This window comes from Mycobacterium attenuatum (genome assembly GCF_900566085.1).
Classification (GTDB): Bacteria; Actinomycetota; Actinomycetes; order Mycobacteriales; family Mycobacteriaceae; genus Mycobacterium; species Mycobacterium attenuatum.
On record NZ_UPHT01000158.1, the window covers coordinates 17696 to 35173 of the forward strand.

Genomic DNA, 17478 nt, shown 5'->3' on the forward strand with positions numbered 1-17478 from the left:
ACCCACCGCTACCCGATTTTAGATCGGTCTATGGGAGACTATTCCATTTTTGAAACCATTGACGTAAAGTGGGGACCGTGAGGCGCTGAGACGGCACGGAGGCCCGTCACGCGAAACGAGATCCTCACCGAACCAGATCGGGGTAACGCCATGGCGAACGACGCAGCTACCAAGATCCACCCCGTGCCAGCACCCCGGCGCCGCGCCGTCGGGCGGCTGTCTCGGCTGGCCATTGTCGTCATCGCCGCGGCAGCCCTGCTGGCCTCCGCGCCCGCGGCCGCCGACGTCGCCGAGACCGGCCCGTCCTACCAATTGGGCTACACCAAGGCCGTTGAGGATGGCCGCTTCACGGTCAACAAAATGCGCGCCATGGGCTTCCCCGACGAAGCGATCGTCATCTCGAACCAGGTACCCAAGGTCTGCGCCAGGGAACTGGCCTCCGTCCAGGGCGTTAAGGGTGTGAATGACGGCGACTTTCTGCGCGGGTGCGCCAGCGGGGTGCAAAGCCTGGTCGACGCCGGCCTGGCCTCCTGACACTCGCCGGCCGCACGCCCAAGTGACCGGCGACCCAACCCACCGGCTCCCAGGAAATTCCGACAATCAATCGGCGCAACGCTTACGATGCCGACGTGGCCACACCAGAGGACCTTGACGGCGTTCTAGCAAATCTCAAAGAGCGCGTCGCCGCGGTGGAGAGAACGCAGGCCGACTACAGCTCTATGGTCGACGCCATCAAGGCCTTCGGCGAAACGCAGCAACTGCTTGCCGACGTGCTTCGGGATTATGCCGGTGAGATGAGAGCCACAGCTGACGACTCCAACCAGCGCATCCGTGCGCTGGAAACCTCCGCCGCCGAGATCAAGAATCTGCTCAGCCGCGCACTCGAGCGCTGATCGGGCAGCCGCGCGTTGTCCGAAGTGGCGGGCCTACGTCACGCGTCGTCGACCCGGCGAGCCAGGAAGTCCAAGACAGCGTCGGCGAAGATGTCGTTGCGGTCTCCGGCCACCATGTGCCCGGCGCCGCGCACGTCGGTGAACTCCACCTGCGGAAAGCGCGCCAGGAATTCGTCAGCGCGCTCCTGACTGACCAGGTCGCTCATCTGCCCGCGAATAAGCAGCATGGGCACACCCGCGCGCAGGATCGCCTCGACAGCGGCGTACAGGCGGTCGGCCTCGGTCACCTCGATCGGCGGAAACGCCGCGGTTCCACTGATGAATTGCGGATCCCAGTGCCAATACCAGCGATCGCCGCGGCGGCGCAGATTGGTGGTCAGACCTTGCAGATCCGACGGCCGAGGACGATGCGGGTTGTACTCGGCGATCATGTCGGCAACTTCATCGAGTGAGCCGAACCCCGATTCCACCCGGTGGGCCATGAAGGCATGCACCCGATTCGCTCCGGAAGGGTCCATGTTCGGCACGATGTCCACCAGCACCACCGCGCTGGCGATGCCCGGCGCTAGCTCGCCGGCCAGCAGCATCGCGGTAAACCCGCCCAGCGAGGCACCCACCAGCACCGGGCGCGGCGGCAGGCCGCGCAATAGTTCTTGGACATCGCCGGCAAAGGTCACGACGCGATAGTCACCTTCGCTGGACCAGTCCGATTCGCCATGGCCCCGCAAGTCGACGGTGACGGCTTGCCAACCCCGTTCGGCCACGGCGGCAGCCGCCCGGCCCCAGGAGCGACGGGTTTGTCCGCCCCCGTGCAGGAACACCACGGCGGGCTCCCGCGGATCACCCAATCGGTCTGCGACGATGCGGACACCACCCGGCCCCTGGATCGAGAACGATTCCGGCGCAGTCGTCATCAGCTGATGTTAAGACGCTCCGACGCGCGAGCCGATCGGGAGCCGATCAGCGCCCCGCGTCCGCGGGTGTCAGCCGCTCGGGTGGTTCGGCCGGCGTCAGCCGCTCCGGCGGTTCGCTGGGGGTCAGCCGCTCGGGCGGCTCGGCTGGCGTCAGCCGCTCAGGCGCCTCCTGCGGCGTGCCTCGCTCCGGCGTCCCGGGATCGCCTGACCGCTCCACGTGCCGTCCGGCATCCGAGCCGAATGGCCCTGCGTCAGTCATGGTCACTCCTCCGGTTGGCTCGAACTGGGTTACCCACCCGTCCCACGCCCAAACGGCGCGCCGGGCCGCCGTTGCCGCGGCCGGTCGACACCGACGGGCGCACGCCCAGAACCCGACGTTGATTCGCCTGACACACCTGACATCCGCGGCGTGGCGCGGCAAACGGATCCGCGTGCCGGGGCTGTGGGCTGGCTAATCTAGGCCGCGGGACTCGGCTCGGTCAGCCGACCCCCGACATTGAGGGGTGCGCGATGGCATTCGAACAGCCGAAACCGGTGACCCAGCTGACGCTCGAGCTCCGGCTCGCCACGATGATGACGGGCGGGGTCAGTCTCGCGGTCTGGATGGCCGGCGTTGCGCGCGAGCTCAACCTGCTGGCGCAAGCCTCCCAATGGCGCCGGGCCGGCGGGACCTTCCCGACGCACAGCCGGCTCACCACCGAGTCCACAAAATCCCTGCAGTGCTATGCCCAACTCATCGACCTGCTCGACATGATCGTCGACGTCGACATCCTGTCCGGGACAAGCGGTGGCGGCATCAACGCGGCGTTGCTTGCGTCGTCGCGCATCTCGGGCGCCGACCTCGGTGGGCTGCGTGATCTGTGGCTCGACCTCGGGTCCTTGACCGACCTGCTGCGAGACCCGCGAGACGAGTTCACCCCGTCCCTGCTGTACGGCGACGAGAAGCTGTACGCCACGCTGGCAGCACAGTTACCCAGGCTCGAGGTCGGGCCGTTCCCGCCCACGGAATTTCCCGGGGGTACCCGCATCCCGTCAACGACCTTGTACGTCACCACCACCCTGCTGTCCGGAGAGGCGAGCAGCTTCACCGACTCGTTCGGCACCCGCGTGCAATACGTCAACCGGCGTGGGCTGTTCACCTTCACCGAGACCGACCTCTGCGACAAGGGCATCGCCCCGGCCCTGGCGCTGGCCGCGCGCAGCTCGGCGTCGTTTCCTCTCGCGTTCGAGCCGTCCTTCGTGCCCTTCATGAAGGGCATCCCCGCCCAGGGCGCCGTCCCGGCCCGGCCCCCGATGGCGCAGTACGCCAATATCACCCGTCCGCACTGGGTCGCCGACGGCAGCCTGCTCGACAACCGGCCCATTGACGTGTTGCTCAAGCGCATCTGCGACCGCCCCGCGCGGCGTCCGGTGCGCCGGGTGCTTCTGTTCGTTGTCCCGTCGTCCGGACCGGCACCGGACCTGATGCAGCAACCCGCGGTGGACAGCGCCGACCAGCGGCTGGGGCTCCTGGCCAGTCTCCTGCGGGATCTGGGCGCCATCACCACTCAGTCCATCGCGACCGACCTGCGGGCAATTCGCGGCCATCAGGATCGCGCGGCGGCGCGCATCGACGCCAAATTGCGTCTGGCGGAGCTGGCCGCGACGCTGCCGCAGGGCACTCGGCTACTGACGCCGCCACTGCTGAACGACTACCAGGCGCGCGAGGCACAGCACCACGCGCGCGAGCTGACCGACGCGCTGTTGCGCCAGCTCGGCAACTGGCCGCCGGCGTCGAGCGCCTCGACCCAACAGGTTCCGAAGAACTGGGAACCTGAACTGGCGCAGGTCGACACCGAGAAAGCGTGCCGACAACACATCACCGAGGCGCTCCTACATTGCTGGTCGCAACCGCCACACCAGCCGCTGCCGGCGAGCACCGCCGACCTTGCCCGATACGGCCAGCCGGCCTACGAGCTTGCGAAAGGCAGTGCGCTGGCCGTCGCCCATGCGGCCTATCACCTGGTGAAGTCCGACACCGACGTCGCCGAATTGGCGGCGCTGACGGCCGCCATCCACGCCGCCGGCCCGTCGCCCACCGCGGTCGATCTGGGTGATCTCGTTCGCGCGGTATGTGTGAACACGACCATCCGCGAAGGGTCGCTCAAGGATGCCGCCGCGTTGATCGCCGACGGCTATCTCCAACAGCTGGCGGTGCAACAGGACGCCTGGGACCGGCTCGGCGAGGCGCTGGTTAACGGTTACGACACGCTGAAGGGGTTGTGCGCCAACGCCGCAGCGGCCGCCGGGGCGACGCAGCACTCGGTGGCCGCGCCCGACCGCGTTGGCCCCAGCGCGCTCGATACCTACCTGGATTACCTGGGAGCCGGGGCCGACCCGACGGCGATAGCGACGAAACTGTTCGACCTGGCCGCGACGCAGCGCGCCATGCTGCCCGCAGATACGGGCATCGAGCAACCCGTCGAGCTCGTACAGGTCAGTGCCGATACCCGCAGCCTGCTTGCGCCCGACTTCCGCACGGCCCAGCAGAAACTCACCGGCATGCAGTTCCATGAGTTCGGAGCCTTCTACAAGCGGTCCTGGCGGGCCAACGACTGGATGTGGGGACGGCTCGACGCAGCCGGCTGGCTGATCCATGTCCTGCTGAACCCCCGACGCGTGCACTGGATCACGCAGACCCGGGTCGGCACACCCGGACCCGAAAGCCGCGCGCACTGGTTCGTGCGCCAACTCAAAGCCCTGGGCGCACCCGAGTTTCCGCGCGCGGGTTACCGGCTGCCAACTTTTGGTGGCGGGCCCGAGCAACTTCTGACCGAAGCCAGGGTGCTCGAGGAGCTGGCATTTCTGGACGACCCGACCGTGGCGCTGCCAACCAGCATTCCGCTGACGTCGCTGTGGCTGGCCCAGGCGTGGCAACAGCGAATACTCGATGAGGAGCTGGACGGGCTGGCCAATACGGTGATCGACCCACAGCCGGGAGAGCGTCCGGACTGGAGCCCGACGACGTCGCGCACCTGGGCCAAGAAGGTATTGGCCGCAAGCCCCGGGGACGCCAAATACGCTCTGCTGAACGACAACCCGATCGCGGGCGAAACGTTCGCCAGCGACAAGCGCTCGCCGCTGATGGCGCATACCCTTGCCAAGACCGTCGCGACCGCATCCGCGGCCGCCAGCTCGATCCGGTTGCTGCCCAGTGCCCTCAAACCATCGGTGGTCACCTTGCGGACCCTGGCGCTCGGTGGATACCGGGTGGTGTCGCTGACCAAAGGGATCGCCCGGACCACCATCATGATCGGGGCGATACTGCTGATCCTGGGGGTTGCCACCGCGATTCAGTCGGCAACGGTGCTCGGCGTCACCGGCCTGATCATGGCCGGAACCGGTAGTTACCTAATTGTCCTGGGAACCTGGCAGTTCTCGAGCAGGACGCTGTTTGCGATGCTGTCGGTCACGCTGGCCGGCGCGGTGCTCTCGCTGGCGACGCCCGTCGCACGCACCTGGCTGTTCGGCGACGCGGACCATCCGGGGCTGCTGGGCGCGAACATCTACTGGCTCGGCGAACAATGGTGGCGGCCCCTAATCGCCGTGGGCGCGGTCGCGCTGGGCATCACGGTCATCGCGGCCGCCAAGCCCGGACGCCGGTGAAACCCGCTACACAGCACGAATCCCGTTGTAGAGCACCATCACTCCGATCAAGACCAAGACCACCGCGAGCATCGCGGCGTGGTTTTTGGCCATCCAGTCTTTGAGCCGGGTCAGCGGCTCGTCAAGACGGTCAGCGGCACTCAGGTAACCCACTATCGGGAAGGCGACGGTCGACGCGCAGAGGACGACGAAGATCGCCGCGCAGATCCCCTTGCCCGCCACGCCGAGTGCACTGGTGCCGATAGCCAATCCGCCCGCCAGGCAGATGATCAGTACCTCGGGTCGCGCCACCACCAGCACCGACGCTGTGATGGCCGCGCGCCGCGGCGTGATCGTGGCGAACGACCGCATCCAGCGCGGCGACTCGGCGTGGCCGTGGCGGGTCGCCCAACGGTAGCCACCGAACAGGATCAGCGCCGAACCAAGGACCACCCGCGCCCAGGAAGCCCAGGCCGGCGGCGTCCGGTGCAGGCCGCCGAGTAGGCCCGACCCCGCGACGAAGATCGCGGTCACCGCGGCCAGACCCAGCAGCCAGCCGCCCAGGAACGCCAGGCCCGTTGGGCGCGGCCGCGGCGCATGCAGAACCAGTACCGCCGGGATGACCGTCAGCGGCGAAACCGCCACCACGAGCGCGAGGGGAACCAGGCTGGTCAGCACCGCGCCCCAAGTTGCCGTCACGGCCTGCAATCTTCGCATCGACCGGCCACCCCGGCCCGCCCCGGGGTTCGATCTGCACGAGATTCGTCCGCACGAGCAATGATCGGGTCTATGATCCGGCGTTGTGAGGGACGCGAATCCCGGATACGGGCCCGCGTCGCCGCCCCGGTATCTCGTCGCGATCCTGATGTTCGTCGTGCCGCTGAGCCAGATACCGCTGGACCTGTACACCCCGGCGCTCCCACAGATGGTCGTCGATCTCAATGCGTCGCCGACGGTGGTGCAACAGACCGTCGCGGCCTACCTGCTCGGGATGAGCCTGGCGCTGGTCCCCGTCGGAGTCGTCGCCGACGCACTGGGCCGCAAACCGGTCCTATTGACCTGTGTGGGCATCGTGGTCACCACCAGCGTGCTGTGCGCGGTTGCCAGCAGCGTTTCGGTGCTGCTTGTGGCCCGCTTCGTCGAGGGCGCGGCCGCGTCGGCGTGCATGGTGGTGCCCTACGCCATTGCCGCTGATTGCTTCCGCGGCCGGCGATTGACGTCGGTGTCGGGGCTGCTTGGCGTCGCATGGGGGCTGGCGCCGGTGTTGGCGCCGGCGGCGGGCGGGGTGCTGGTCCAGTTTCTCGACTGGCGGCTGGTGTTCGTCTCGATCGCGGCGCTGGCTGCACTGGCGGCGGTGGTCGTCACGCTGCTTTTGCCCGAAACGCTTGCACGCCAGAACCTTTCACCGATCCACCCGCGGGAGATCGCGCGGGTTCTGGTTGCCGCGCTGCGGCATCGCGTGTTTATCAGCTTCGTGCTGGTTTTCGGCTTGATGGCCTCGGCGCAGCTTGCCTTCGGAGTGGCCGGGCCCTTCCTGTACCAAGGGAACCTGGGTTTCTCGCCAGCGGCATACGGCTTGATAGCGCTGATCGTCGGGGTGGCGAATCTGTGTGGCGAACTGGCGTGCGGCATACTGGCCGTTCGCCTCTCGGCGCGCCGGCTGGCCATGGGAGCACTGGCGGTCTTCGGCACCGGCACCGCGATACTGGTCGGGTCGGGGCTGCTGATCGGAAACGACGCATGGGCGCTGACCATCGGCTCCTGCCTGGCATTGGCCGGGTGCGGGGTGCTCTGCCCGCAGATGTACGGCCTGGCGATGGGCCTGTTCGTCCGCAATCTCGGATTGATCGGTGGTCTGGTGAGCGGCATCGGTTATCTCGTGGTCAGCGCCGCCATGGCCGCCGTCGGCGCGTTCCACGAACGCACCCAGACACCGCTGGGTCTGCTGTACGTGGCATGTGGGGCAACGGCATTCGTGTTGCTCAGCTGGGCCACCGCTAGATACCGGCAGCTAAGTCATCCGGCACATTAAGCGACGCTGTGCCGACGTTAACACCGCGAACGGCGCATGCGCCACATGCTGGTGCGCGGCCACGGGCATTTGCCAAAATTCACCAAACCACCTGCGTGCCGACACCGGCGAGGCTGACGTGGCTGCGCTACCGCGATGCGATGGCGCCGATATCGGCGAGTGCCTGAACGACGTCCGCTGATCTCGGGGTGGCCGAGGGGTCGGTGATCCACTGAATCATCAAGCCATCGATGACGGCCATCAATACTGAGACGATGGTGGGCAGGTTCTCCGGTGGCTCAACGTCGGAGTCGGCCAGAGCAGCGCGAGCCAACTCGAGTGAATGCTGGCGCACGTCAGCATAGCCGGCCGCGAGGCGTTCCCGAAGGACCTCGGAGCGCAGCGCCGGCGCATACGACTCGACGCACGCATAGACCGCGGGACGTAGTTGGTCGAACGAATCGACGGTTGCCTCGAGGACGGCTCGGATCTGCCCACCCGGACCGGCGGCGGCAGACTGATCGAACGCCTCCCGAACGGCCTGATTCCAGGCGGCAAAGCAGCGACCGAGCGCGTCGTCGAGCAGAGCTTCCTTGCTGCCGAAATGGTAGTTGATCGAGGCGACATTGACCCCGGCGGCGCGCGCGATGTCGCGCGAGCTGGTGTTGCTGTAGCCGCGCTCCTGCAGGCAGCTCAATGCGCCGTCCAGGAGCTTGTCGCGGCTCGTTCGCGGCTGTTGCACAAACCTATCGTAACGTGATAAACAATCGTTTTAATCAAACATTTGTTTAAGGAGTTGTTGGTGGTCAACGAGGTTATTCGATTCGTAGGGGTGTTCAACGGCGACGGCGGTCTGCGAGGTGAACTGGCCTACGTGCTCGGCAAGCTGCGCGGGACCACGTCGTGCGCATTGTGCGATATCAGTCACCGGGGACTGCGGACCAACCCGCGGTGGAAGGACGTTACGTGCGCTCTCGGTGTGCCCTTCGATCTCGTGCATCGCAACGAGCGTTCCGCGGACGTGGCGAAGTTGACCGGTGATCACACCCCGGCGGTGGTGGCCGAGACGACGGAAGGCTACCGACTCATTATGAGCCCCAACGATTTTGCGGGTGTGTCCGGCGATGCGCAAGAGTTCATCAACGGGCTGCGCCGGGCCTGCGTCGCGCGCGATGTGGCCTGGCCGGGAATGCAGACGCAGCCCGAGGCCACGCGGTGACGGCGGTTCTGCCCCCCGGACCGCGGCTGCCTCGCGTCGTACAAAGCGTGCTGTACCTGAAATTTCGGGAATGGTTCCTGCCAGCGATGCACCGCAGGTATGGAGATGTGTTCTCCCTGCACGTGCCCCCCTATGCCGACAACCTCGTCGTCTATCGTCGGCCCGAACACGTCAAAGAAATCTTCACCGCTGACCCGGCGACCTTGCATGCTGGCGAGGGCAACAAGATCCTCGCCATCGTGATGGGCGAGCACTCGGTGCTGACCACCGATGAGGCCGAGCATGCCCGGATACGTTCGTTGCTGATGCCGGCTTTTGGCCGGACCGCGCTGCGCGGATACCGCGACATGATCACTGCCGTTGCGCGTGAGCACATCGCGCGCTGGTCCGCCGGCACACAGATCAACACTCTTGACTGCATGAACGCGCTGACTCTCGATGTGATCCTGCGGGTGGTATTCGGGGTCACCGATCCACAAGTCAAGGCCGAGTTGACAAGTCGTCTGCCGGACATCATCAACATCCATCCCCTGATCCTCGCGGTGCTACGGTACCCGTCACTCAAGCGCGTCAACCCATGGAAGCGGTTCTTACACAACCAACACCAGATCGACGAGATCCTTTACCGCGAAATCGCCTCCCGCCGAAATGTTTCCGATCTCGAACTGCGCGCCGACGTGTTGTCGAGACTGCTGCAGGCCAAGGAAGAATCCGCCAAGCCGCTGACCGATACCGAGCTACGCGACCAACTCATCACGCTGCTGCTGGCCGGACATGAGACAACCGCCGCGGCGCTGTCCTGGACGCTCTGGGAACTTGCCCAGCACCCCAATATTCAACACCAGGCACGCAACGCGGCCATCGGCGGCGACGACGGCTTCCTGGGGGCGGTCTTCAAAGAAGGGATGCGGCGGCACACCGTAATTGCCTCAACCGCAAGGAAACTGACCGTCGAAACCAAGATCGGCGGCTGGCTATTACCCACCGGAACGGTAGTCAACACGTCGATTCTGCTGGCTCATACCAACCCGCAAGCGCACGCCAACCCCAACGAGTTTCGGCCCAGCCGGTTCCTCGACGGCAGCCTGGCGCCCAACACGTGGTTCCCGTTCGGCGGCGGCGTGCGCCGCTGCCTGGGATCGGGATTCGCCCTCACCGAGGGCGTGGCGATCCTACAAGAGATGCTCGGTCAGTTCATCGTCATCCCGGCCGAAGCGAAACATGAGCATCCGCTGGTCCGCAACATCACCACCGTCCCCAAACACGGTGCCCGCCTACGGCTTGTCCCACAACATGACGCGGCCCTGATCTGAGGGCCGGCACCGCGTGCTTCGGCTTTGCGACAATGACGCGCCACAGCCGGCACGGGGCAATTCGCCTTGGCCCGAACGCGTCTGTGTCTTCGAGCACCCAGCCGGCTAGGCCGCAAAGCTGGGACGCCGGGCCGCTGGATACCGCTTCGGTCCCGGTCAGGACCCGGGGTTCTTGCCGACCGTGACGGGCGTCGAGCTCGGCGGCAGCAGCAGGTTGCCGCGCAGGCTGCCCTTGGCGGTGCGCAGGGTCACCAGAACCCAGGTGGCGAGTAAACCGGCGTACGCGATGACGGCGGCCACCTTGAACGCAGGCAGATGCGTGTGCACGGCCAGCTGCGAAGTACCGGTGACGAAGGTGCCCACCGGGAACGTCAGGCTCCACCACGTCAGGGCGAATGGCATGCCGCGCAACAGGGTCCGTATCGTCAGCGAGGTGGCCAGGGCAATCCAGAGCACCGCGAAGCCCCATACCGGAACCCCGAAGATGATCGCGAACGCCGCCATGTCCTCGGCCAACTCGTGTGCCACCGCGCCGGTCGCGGCACCAGCTCCCAAAAGCCCGGCGGCGGTGATGGATTGGCCGAGCGGCCCCAGCACGATCCACAGCGTCGGCACCCGCACCGAGCCGGAGGTGCCGTACAGAGCCAACCGGCTCCAGATCATCGCGATGATGTTCAGCGACGCCACGAACGACAGCCCGAACATCGCGTAGCAACCGAAGAGCATGGTTTCGCGTCCGGTCCCCGACGGCATGTGCGGCAGCAGCTGTGCCCCGGCGGCGGCCGCCACCATCGGCGGGACCACCGGCATGAGCCAGCCGCCGAAGGCCGCGTCCGGCTCCACGCGAAGCTGGATGAACATCAGGAACGGAATGCTCACAGCGGTGAACAGGCCGCCGAGCGTTCCCGCGGTCCACAGTACCCAGTCCAGGTCGACGGCGATGCGCTCGCCGACGAGGTGTGAACCGGCCAGCAGGGCGCCCGAGCCGACGGTCATCAGCGCCATGGGTGCAGCGCCGTAGAAGTGGGCCATCTGGGGATTGCGGGCATGCGTGCGCGCCACCGTGGGGTGGCGTAACCAGTGCCCGCCGACCAGCACGATCAGCACCACCAGCAACACCGCGGCGATCACCCAGATCGCTTCGGTGAACGCGTGCAGGCCCGGCACGTGGACCGGCAGCGTGGCCCCGGCAATGGCCACGATTCCGGTGCCCATGACCGAGGCGAACCAGTTGGGCCCAATGTTGCCGAGCAGCTCCACGCGCGTGGGCGCCTTCGACGCGTCCGCCGGGCTTGCGGTGGTCATAGCTGAGCAACACTACCGGCGCAGCAACCTCGAAGATGACCCAGCGGCACGTGTCCTCGGTGTGCGAGGTTTCCCAGTGGCATCCACGGTGTTAGCGCATCGGCGTGCAGGCGGCTTGCCCCGGTGTGGGAGCGATCGAGTGGAACCGACGGCTCAACCGGTGCCATGTCATGGGAATTGATAACTTCTATTTAAGGATCGAGCGAGCAAATGCATTGGCTTGTCTCTAGCTGGGGTGCCGGGCGCCGTGATGCAATCGGTCGAACGTTTCGACACCGCCATTTCGGCGCGATGTTCGAAAGACCGGGCATCCGAAGGCATTTGCGAATGGAAGAGTTGTAGTGACGCTACGGGTGGTTCCCGAGGGTTTGGCAGGTGCGGCTGCGCAGGCAGAGGCGCAAAGCGCAGGGCTAGGCACCGCTCGCGCGGCCGCTGGGATAGCCCAGGTCTCGGTCAGTTACGCCGCCGGCGATACCGCCGCGGTCTCCAACGGCCCTGCCAGCGATCTCGCATGAGCGCGCCGATCTGGCTAGCCACTCCCCCGGAGGTGCATTCAACGTTGCTCAGCGCCGGCCCGGGCCCGGCGCCGATGCTAGTTGCCGCAGCACAGTGGTCGTCGCTCAGCGCCGACTACGCCGCCATGGCCGAAGAACTAGGCATGGCGCTGGCTGCGATCAGCGCAGGGGCATGGCAAGGACTCAGCGCCGAACTCTGCGCGGCAGCCTATGCACCCTATCTGGCGTGGCTGGCTCAAGCCAGTGCCGACGCTGCGGCCAGTGCGGCGGCTCACGACACCGTGACAGCAGCATATGTCGGCGCGCTGGCGGCCATGCCGACATTAGCCGAGCTGACCGCCAACCACGTCACTCACGCAGTGCTGCTGGGCACCAACTTCTTTGGCATCAACACCATCCCGATCGCGCTCAACGAAGCCGATTACCTTCGGATGTGGATTCAAGCCGCCACCACCATGAGCGTCTATGAAGCCATCACCACAACCGCACTGGGCACCGCACCACACACCACCATGCCTCCCGTCATCCTCAAACCTGGCAGCACCACCACCGCTGCCCTCACCCAAACCGCCCTCGCCCCCTTTCCAATCTGGCAAATCCTGCGCGATATCTTGGGAATTATCATCACGGAGTTGGTCGGCATACCATCGTTTTGGATCCTGCTACCGATTGTTCTTATTCTTATCCCGTTTGGCCTCTTCTTCTACGGTCTGGCCGTATTAATGGGTCAGGCTGGAATAGCCGACTCCATTCTCGCCGACCTCTGGGGCATGATTACTGGGCTCGTGGGCCTGGCTGTTCAGGTGGTGACGACTCCTTTTCTTGCCACTTATGAGATCATCGTGGGGATAATCAGCTGGCTTACTGGAAGTTTCACCGGGATCGCTCCAGCGCTTTTCGACAATTTGGTCGAGGGGCTGGTGTTGGCAAGTCCTGCTGCGGCGGCGGCAAGTGCCAGTTCGGCGGCGCGAGCGGCTAGCATGGCTTCGGCGACGGCGGTGGACATAGTAGGCCCGGCACCAGGTGCGATGGCGGCGCAGGCGCAGTTGGTGTCGGTGGGGAGCCCGGCGCCGCTGTCGGTGGCTGCCGCTGGTCAAGCCGCGGGTGATATCGGTTTCGCAGGAACCCTAGTTACCGGTTACGGGGCTCAGCCTGCCGGATTGGCTTGTGTTGGTGCCGGATTCGACGACAGCGCGCAACTGCCGAAGCTGCCTGCCGGTTGGACGCCGGAGTTGACCGCAGCGCAAGGCTACGATGAGTTCGTCGGCGCAGCCGTCTGAGCTCGGGTTACGAGTTCACCCCAACGCAGATTCCGCAGTGGGCCGCTTCGAAGTCGGCGTTTGCCGCTAAGGCGCTCATGCGTCGCACTATGAGTGGCTAGCGGCCGAACGGTGTGCGAGGTCGACGCAAAGTCTTTCACTAGGGTAAGTCAACCGTGGCATTTCAGCCTTCACATGTCCGGTTCATAGAACCCGTCGCCAATAACACCGGTCAACTAGGTGATTTCGCAGGCGCATACGAGGACACGGCGGCACCCCGGCCCGGTATCCCCTCTTAGGTCTTGTGACCATCACCAACTGAAATACTAAATGCGCCGGAAACCCAACTCGCGCGCAAGCATGTGAAAGCTTTCTCGGGAGCGTGCGGAACTCGCAATAACCATGGATTTGGCGTACGAAAGAAGCCGATCACGTTCGATTATGTGGACGGCGGCGGCCCGGCGCACTGGGCACGAGCGATGATGGCCCACACGGCTCTGCCGGTGGCGCAGTAAATCACCATCCTGCCGGTACCCTGGCTCGGAGGATCGAGGGCGACCGCGCCCTGCTTAGCAGCTCAAGCCTGGTTGCGACGCGTCTCACACGCCCGCGGTGAGCTGGCCTGATGCCGGTCGGCCGGCCGTCGGCTCAATTCGCCACAAGTCGAAATCAGCCGAAATTGGTAGCATTCGTGGCCCCAATAGGGAGGCGACTGTGGATACGGTGTTTGGGCGCTACCAGCTGATCGAGGTGATCGGCGAGGGAGCCATGGGCAAGGTTTACCGTGCCCGTGACACCAAGATGCGTCGCGAGGTTGCCGTCAAGGTGCTGGCGCCGGAGCTGGCGACCGAGCCGGGATACCGGGAACGGTTCCGCCGCGAGGCATACGGTGTCGCCCAGTTGAGCGAACCGCACGTCATCCCGATTCACGAGGCCGACGAGATCGACGGCCAGCTGTATCTGGTGATGCCCGTGGTCGACGGCACGGACGTGCAGGCCCTGCTCAACCGCGACGGTCACCTGAACCCTGAGTTGACCGTCGCCATCGTCGAGCAGGTGGCGGCGGCGCTCGATTCCGCCCACGATCAGGGACTGGTGCACCGCGACGTAAAGCCGTCCAATTTGCTGATCACCGACGACGAGTTCGTGTACCTGATCGACTTCGGGATAGCCCGCGGCGAAGCCGCCCCGAAACTGACCCACACGGGCTCCATCCTGGGCACCTGGGGCTACATGGCCCCGGAGCGCTTCACCGACGGAACCAACGACGCCTGCGTCGACATCTACGCGCTGGCGTGTGTGCTCTACGAGTGCCTGACCGGGCAGCTGCCGTTTCCGGGTGAAACGCTCGAGCAGCAATTCACCGGCCACACCACGCAAGACCCGCCCAAACCCACCGATGTCAAGCCCGAACTGCCGGCAGGGTTCGACGAAGTGATCGCCCGGGGGCTGGCCAAGGACCCCCAACAGCGCTACGAAACCGCCCGTGAGCTCGCCGCCGCGGCTCGCCAGGTCCTCGACGACGCGTCCGACCCAGGCTCCTCTAGCAACGACGACTCCGAGCCGGCCTCGAGTAGCGACGCCAGGGTGCGGCCGCAGCGGCTCGACGCGGCACCCGGAAAAACCGGCTCCGCCCGGCCCGCAGAAGGTGACCAGCCGGCGCCGCCCGCAGCGGAGGTGACCGCTACGCCGTCCTCAGATGCCGCGCCGCCATGGCACCGGCGCCGGCCCTGGCAAATCGGTGGTGTGGCCGCAGCCTTGGTCATCGGGGTCGCCGGAGTCGGCGCGATCGCGGGCAACCCGACTGCCCATACCGTCTCGCAAGCCGGGCTGACGTCCCAACCGCCGGCATCAGCGCCGGTGGTGTTGCCGTTCACCGGGCTCAACGGCCCCACGCCCGTGGCGGTGAGCCCCGGTGGCACCGTCTACGTCGGCGACTACTACAACAATCGGGTGGTGCAACTGGCCTCCGGGTCGTTCACCGAGACCGTGCTGCCGTTCACCGGACTCAACCGCCCGCAATCCCTGGCGGTCGACAGCGCCGGCACCGTGTATGTCTCCGATGGCCGCGGGCAGGTGCTGATCCTGCCGGCCGGCGCCGCCGGCCAGTCGAAGCTGGCCGATAACGGCGCCGAGGACCCCGCCGGCGTGGCGGTCGACACCGCCGGCAATGTTTACGTCGTCGACACACCGAACAACCGGGTGCTGAAATTGCCCGCGGGCGGCGGACCGCAGACCGTACTGCCGTTCACCGGTCTCAACGCTCCCGGCGGCGTGGCGGTAGACAGCTCGGGCGCGGTGTATGTCTGCGACGCCTACAACAATCGGGTACTCCAACTGCCCGCCGCAGCGGGGACTCAGATCGTCCTGCCATTCACCGAACTCGGCTTCCCCACCGGCGTCGCGGTGGACAAGTCCGGCGCCGTCTACGTCAGTGACTCCCTGAAGAACCAGATCCTGAAACTGCCGGCGGGAGCCAGCAGCCAAACCGTGCTCCCGATCAGCGGGCTCAACCACCCCGAGGGGGTGGCCGTGGACGCGGCCGGCAACGTCTACGTCACCGACAGCAATAACAATCGAGTGCTCCAACTGCCTGCGCGCTAACCGCGAAGTCTGCTGGATTTCGGCTGCAAAAACCTGAGCCTGGAGGGACCGCCAGCCGCATACACTGCCTGCAGTAATGCTTTCTTCGCACGATGGGTTTCGCATGTGAGAAGAGTCCCGCTTGCGGTATGGATTTCCGTCGCGCTGCTCATTGCAGCGCTCGCCATGCCGATCAAGCAGCGGTGTGGAGCACCGGGCCGCACATGCGCCAGCACGCTCGACGCACAAGGCAATGCTCACTACTACTACGAGGTCGAACCACTGGCGGTTTTCCTCCTGGAGACCGTCACCGGCTCGAACATCCGCCTGTTCTACACATCGGGCGAGGACATCTCCTAAGCGTCCGCAGCGCACGGCACCTAACCCACCCGGGACGCGTGGGACGGCTGGGCGAATCGACGGGCTTAGGAGTGCCCTAGCCGCGGCAAACTTGCGACGCGTACTGGACGGTCGTGGTCGACGGCGTGTTGAACTGGGAGTCAACGGTGAGCTCGGGTATCACCGGCTGATTGTCGACGCCGAGTCGCTTCAGCTCGAGGTTGATCTGCATGGTGTCGGGTGTGATCCTGCGGGCGTTGGTGTCGCGGTCAGGACGCATGGACGCATCGGTGCTGGCGGGGGCGCCGGCGGGACCCTGCGCGCGGATGATGGCGAGGTCGTCGGTGCCTTCTTCGGGACCCAGCTCCACGAACTTCTTGCCGTTGTTGGCGACACTGTAGGTCAGGACATAGCCGACAAAGCCCGACGCGTGGTTGCCCGCCGGCGACTGCGGCAGCGGCTGCGCGAATCGAACCACCAGCTGCAGCACACCGCTTCGGGGATGGCCGACGTCCACGGATGCCACGGTGAGGTTGTCGGGCGGCTTAGGGCCGTCTTGCAGGTGGCAGTTGAGCCGCTTGGGCAGGCGCGCCCAGTCGTCGCGGGGTGACTTCACCCAGACCGCAAATCCGATACCGAGCAACGTCAGCACCAATGCGATCGGGAGGATCAGCCGCAGCGCCGGCGGTATGCCCGACCAGCTTCGACGCGCCCCAGAGGCGACCGCCCGCAGTGGTGAGCGTGGCGCCGAAGGTTCCGCCCGACAATGCTTGGTCCAGTGCTGGCCGTCCCAATATCGCTGTCCGCCTGAACCGTCGGGATTGAAATACCATCCTGCCGGCGGTGAAGTCGGCACGGTCACGCTCCATTCAACGTCGGGTCGGTGCGGGCTTGGTCGGGTGCGCCCGATCACGGCGGCGAGTCCAACGACTCCGGGGCCGGGTCGAGCATTTGGACGTGGTCGCCCTGCCACTGAAACCCAACCGTGGTCAGGGTGCCGTCATCGCAGGCGTCGCAGCTTTGCCTACTCCGGTAGGTGAGCACTACCAAGTCGTCGGTGGAGGCCGGCGCCTCCAATTCGGTGAACGGATACGCCACCGGAGTGGCGGTGCCGACGAACACCCCGCGGTGAAACATCAGTGCCTGGTCCGGTGAGCTGCGGGTGGCATCCACCACCGTCAGCACCACTGCCGACAAGTCCGCGCACGGGTCATAGTCGCTGAACTCCGGCGTGGGATTCCACGCTTTGCCGGTCTTCTTGTCCGGTGGGAGCTGGGCAAGCGCCGCCGACACCGCGGTTGCCTCATCCGGGCCACACGGACCCGAAGGCGCGGTGGATGCCGTCGCCGGCGGGCTCGACGCGGCGGTCGTGGGTGGCGGCGTTGCTAGCTGTAGCCGTCATAGCGCTGGTCGTCGTGGCGGTCGTGGTGTTCTCGGACAAGCAGCGGCCGGTCGCCGGCCCAACGCCGCCAGCCAGACGGTGCGCGCGGACCGGGCCGGCCC

At 66.1% G+C, this 17478-nt stretch carries 15 protein-coding genes and 1 pseudogene; 9 read left to right on the forward strand and 7 right to left on the reverse strand.

The window, feature by feature from the left end:
- The first annotated feature begins 150 nt into the window (after positions 1-150).
- Together EET13_RS25260 and EET13_RS25265 are read left to right on the forward strand one after the other, a co-directional pair.
- Positions 151-534: a hypothetical protein gene (locus EET13_RS25260; protein WP_122444823.1), complete on the forward strand. Its 384-nt coding sequence runs from the start codon at positions 151-153 to the stop codon at positions 532-534.
- Between the two features lie 95 nt (positions 535-629).
- A complete protein-coding gene (locus tag EET13_RS25265) occupies positions 630-893 on the forward strand; it encodes a hypothetical protein (RefSeq protein WP_122444824.1) in 264 nt (87 codons plus the stop codon).
- A gap of 38 nt (positions 894-931) precedes the next feature.
- Here EET13_RS25265 and EET13_RS25270 read toward each other — a convergent pair whose 3' ends face one another.
- Positions 932-1807 (reverse strand): alpha/beta fold hydrolase, encoded by an 876-nt coding sequence (locus EET13_RS25270; protein WP_211186527.1) that lies wholly within the window; start codon positions 1805-1807, stop codon positions 932-934.
- 46 nt (positions 1808-1853) lie between these two features.
- Positions 1854-2066, reverse strand: a complete 213-nt coding sequence (locus EET13_RS25275) for a hypothetical protein (protein WP_122444825.1) — start codon at positions 2064-2066, stop codon at positions 1854-1856.
- Between the two features lie 251 nt (positions 2067-2317).
- On the opposite strand from EET13_RS25275, the gene EET13_RS25280 reads away from it, so the two are divergent.
- A complete protein-coding gene (locus EET13_RS25280) occupies positions 2318-5452 on the forward strand; it encodes a patatin-like protein (RefSeq protein WP_122444826.1) in 3135 nt (1044 codons plus the stop codon).
- A gap of 6 nt (positions 5453-5458) precedes the next feature.
- Here the strand turns inward: EET13_RS25280 and EET13_RS25285 are convergent, their stop codons facing one another.
- Positions 5459-6148 (reverse strand): GAP family protein, encoded by a 690-nt coding sequence (locus tag EET13_RS25285; protein ID WP_211186528.1) that lies wholly within the window; start codon positions 6146-6148, stop codon positions 5459-5461.
- 85 nt (positions 6149-6233) lie between these two features.
- Here EET13_RS25285 and EET13_RS25290 point away from each other — a divergent pair, with 85 nt between their 5' ends.
- Positions 6234-7463, forward strand: coding sequence for a multidrug effflux MFS transporter (locus tag EET13_RS25290; protein WP_244604116.1), 1230 nt, complete (start codon positions 6234-6236; stop codon positions 7461-7463).
- 127 nt (positions 7464-7590) lie between these two features.
- On the opposite strand, the gene EET13_RS25295 is transcribed toward EET13_RS25290, so the two are convergent.
- The gene (locus EET13_RS25295) at positions 7591-8184 is read right to left on the reverse strand and encodes a TetR/AcrR family transcriptional regulator (RefSeq protein ID WP_122444828.1); all 594 of its coding nucleotides are present in this window, start codon (positions 8182-8184) and stop codon (positions 7591-7593) included.
- A 60-nt stretch (positions 8185-8244) separates the two neighbouring features.
- On the opposite strand from EET13_RS25295, the gene EET13_RS25300 reads away from it, so the two are divergent.
- On the forward strand, positions 8245-8661 hold the full coding sequence (locus EET13_RS25300) for a hypothetical protein (protein WP_136623250.1): 417 nt from the start codon (positions 8245-8247) through the stop codon (positions 8659-8661).
- Positions 8658-9974: a cytochrome P450 gene (locus tag EET13_RS25305; RefSeq protein WP_122444830.1), complete on the forward strand. Its 1317-nt coding sequence runs from the start codon at positions 8658-8660 to the stop codon at positions 9972-9974. Before EET13_RS25300 ends, EET13_RS25305 begins: the two co-directional genes overlap by 4 nt.
- A 156-nt stretch (positions 9975-10130) precedes the next feature.
- Here EET13_RS25305 and EET13_RS25310 read toward each other — a convergent pair whose 3' ends face one another.
- Positions 10131-11279 carry a TDT family transporter gene (locus EET13_RS25310; protein WP_122444831.1) on the reverse strand — a complete coding sequence of 383 codons (1149 nt, stop codon included), beginning with the start codon at positions 11277-11279 and terminating at the stop codon, positions 10131-10133.
- A gap of 511 nt (positions 11280-11790) precedes the next feature.
- Between EET13_RS25310 and EET13_RS25315 the strand changes: the two genes are divergently transcribed.
- The 3 genes from EET13_RS25315 to EET13_RS25325 all read left to right on the forward strand — a co-directional run bounded on the left by EET13_RS25315 (position 11791) and on the right by EET13_RS25325 (position 15996).
- Positions 11791-13074: a PPE family protein gene (locus tag EET13_RS25315; protein WP_122444832.1), complete on the forward strand. Its 1284-nt coding sequence runs from the start codon at positions 11791-11793 to the stop codon at positions 13072-13074.
- A 693-nt stretch (positions 13075-13767) separates the two neighbouring features.
- Positions 13768-15657, forward strand: coding sequence for a serine/threonine-protein kinase PknD (locus EET13_RS25320; RefSeq protein ID WP_122444833.1), 1890 nt, complete (start codon positions 13768-13770; stop codon positions 15655-15657).
- 105 nt (positions 15658-15762) lie between these two features.
- Positions 15763-15996 (forward strand): hypothetical protein, encoded by a 234-nt coding sequence (locus EET13_RS25325; protein ID WP_122444834.1) that lies wholly within the window; start codon positions 15763-15765, stop codon positions 15994-15996.
- A 76-nt stretch (positions 15997-16072) separates the two neighbouring features.
- Here EET13_RS25325 and EET13_RS25330 read toward each other — a convergent pair whose 3' ends face one another.
- Positions 16073-16831, reverse strand: coding sequence for a DUF2510 domain-containing protein (locus EET13_RS25330; protein WP_122444837.1), 759 nt, complete (start codon positions 16829-16831; stop codon positions 16073-16075).
- Between the two features lie 53 nt (positions 16832-16884).
- Positions 16885-17298: pseudogene (locus EET13_RS25335) on the reverse strand (LppP/LprE family lipoprotein); the annotation flags it as partial.
- Positions 17299-17478: the final 180 nt, after the last annotated feature.

What these genes read in the sequence shown, in the direction of transcription:
- EET13_RS25260 (WP_122444823.1), top strand. Translation starts at nt 151, where the DNA reads ATGGCGAACGACGCAGCTACCAAGATCCACCCCGTGCCAGCACCCCGG.
- EET13_RS25270 (WP_211186527.1), bottom strand. Translation starts at nt 1,807, where the DNA reads ATGACGACTGCGCCGGAATCGTTCTCGATCCAGGGGCCGGGTGGTGTC.
- EET13_RS25275 (WP_122444825.1), bottom strand. Translation starts at nt 2,066, where the DNA reads ATGACTGACGCAGGGCCATTCGGCTCGGATGCCGGACGGCACGTGGAG.
- EET13_RS25280 (WP_122444826.1), top strand. Translation starts at nt 2,318, where the DNA reads ATGGCATTCGAACAGCCGAAACCGGTGACCCAGCTGACGCTCGAGCTC.
- EET13_RS25285 (WP_211186528.1), bottom strand. Translation starts at nt 6,148, where the DNA reads ATGCGAAGATTGCAGGCCGTGACGGCAACTTGGGGCGCGGTGCTGACC.
- EET13_RS25310 (WP_122444831.1), bottom strand. Translation starts at nt 11,279, where the DNA reads ATGACCACCGCAAGCCCGGCGGACGCGTCGAAGGCGCCCACGCGCGTG.
- EET13_RS25315 (WP_122444832.1), top strand. Translation starts at nt 11,791, where the DNA reads ATGAGCGCGCCGATCTGGCTAGCCACTCCCCCGGAGGTGCATTCAACG.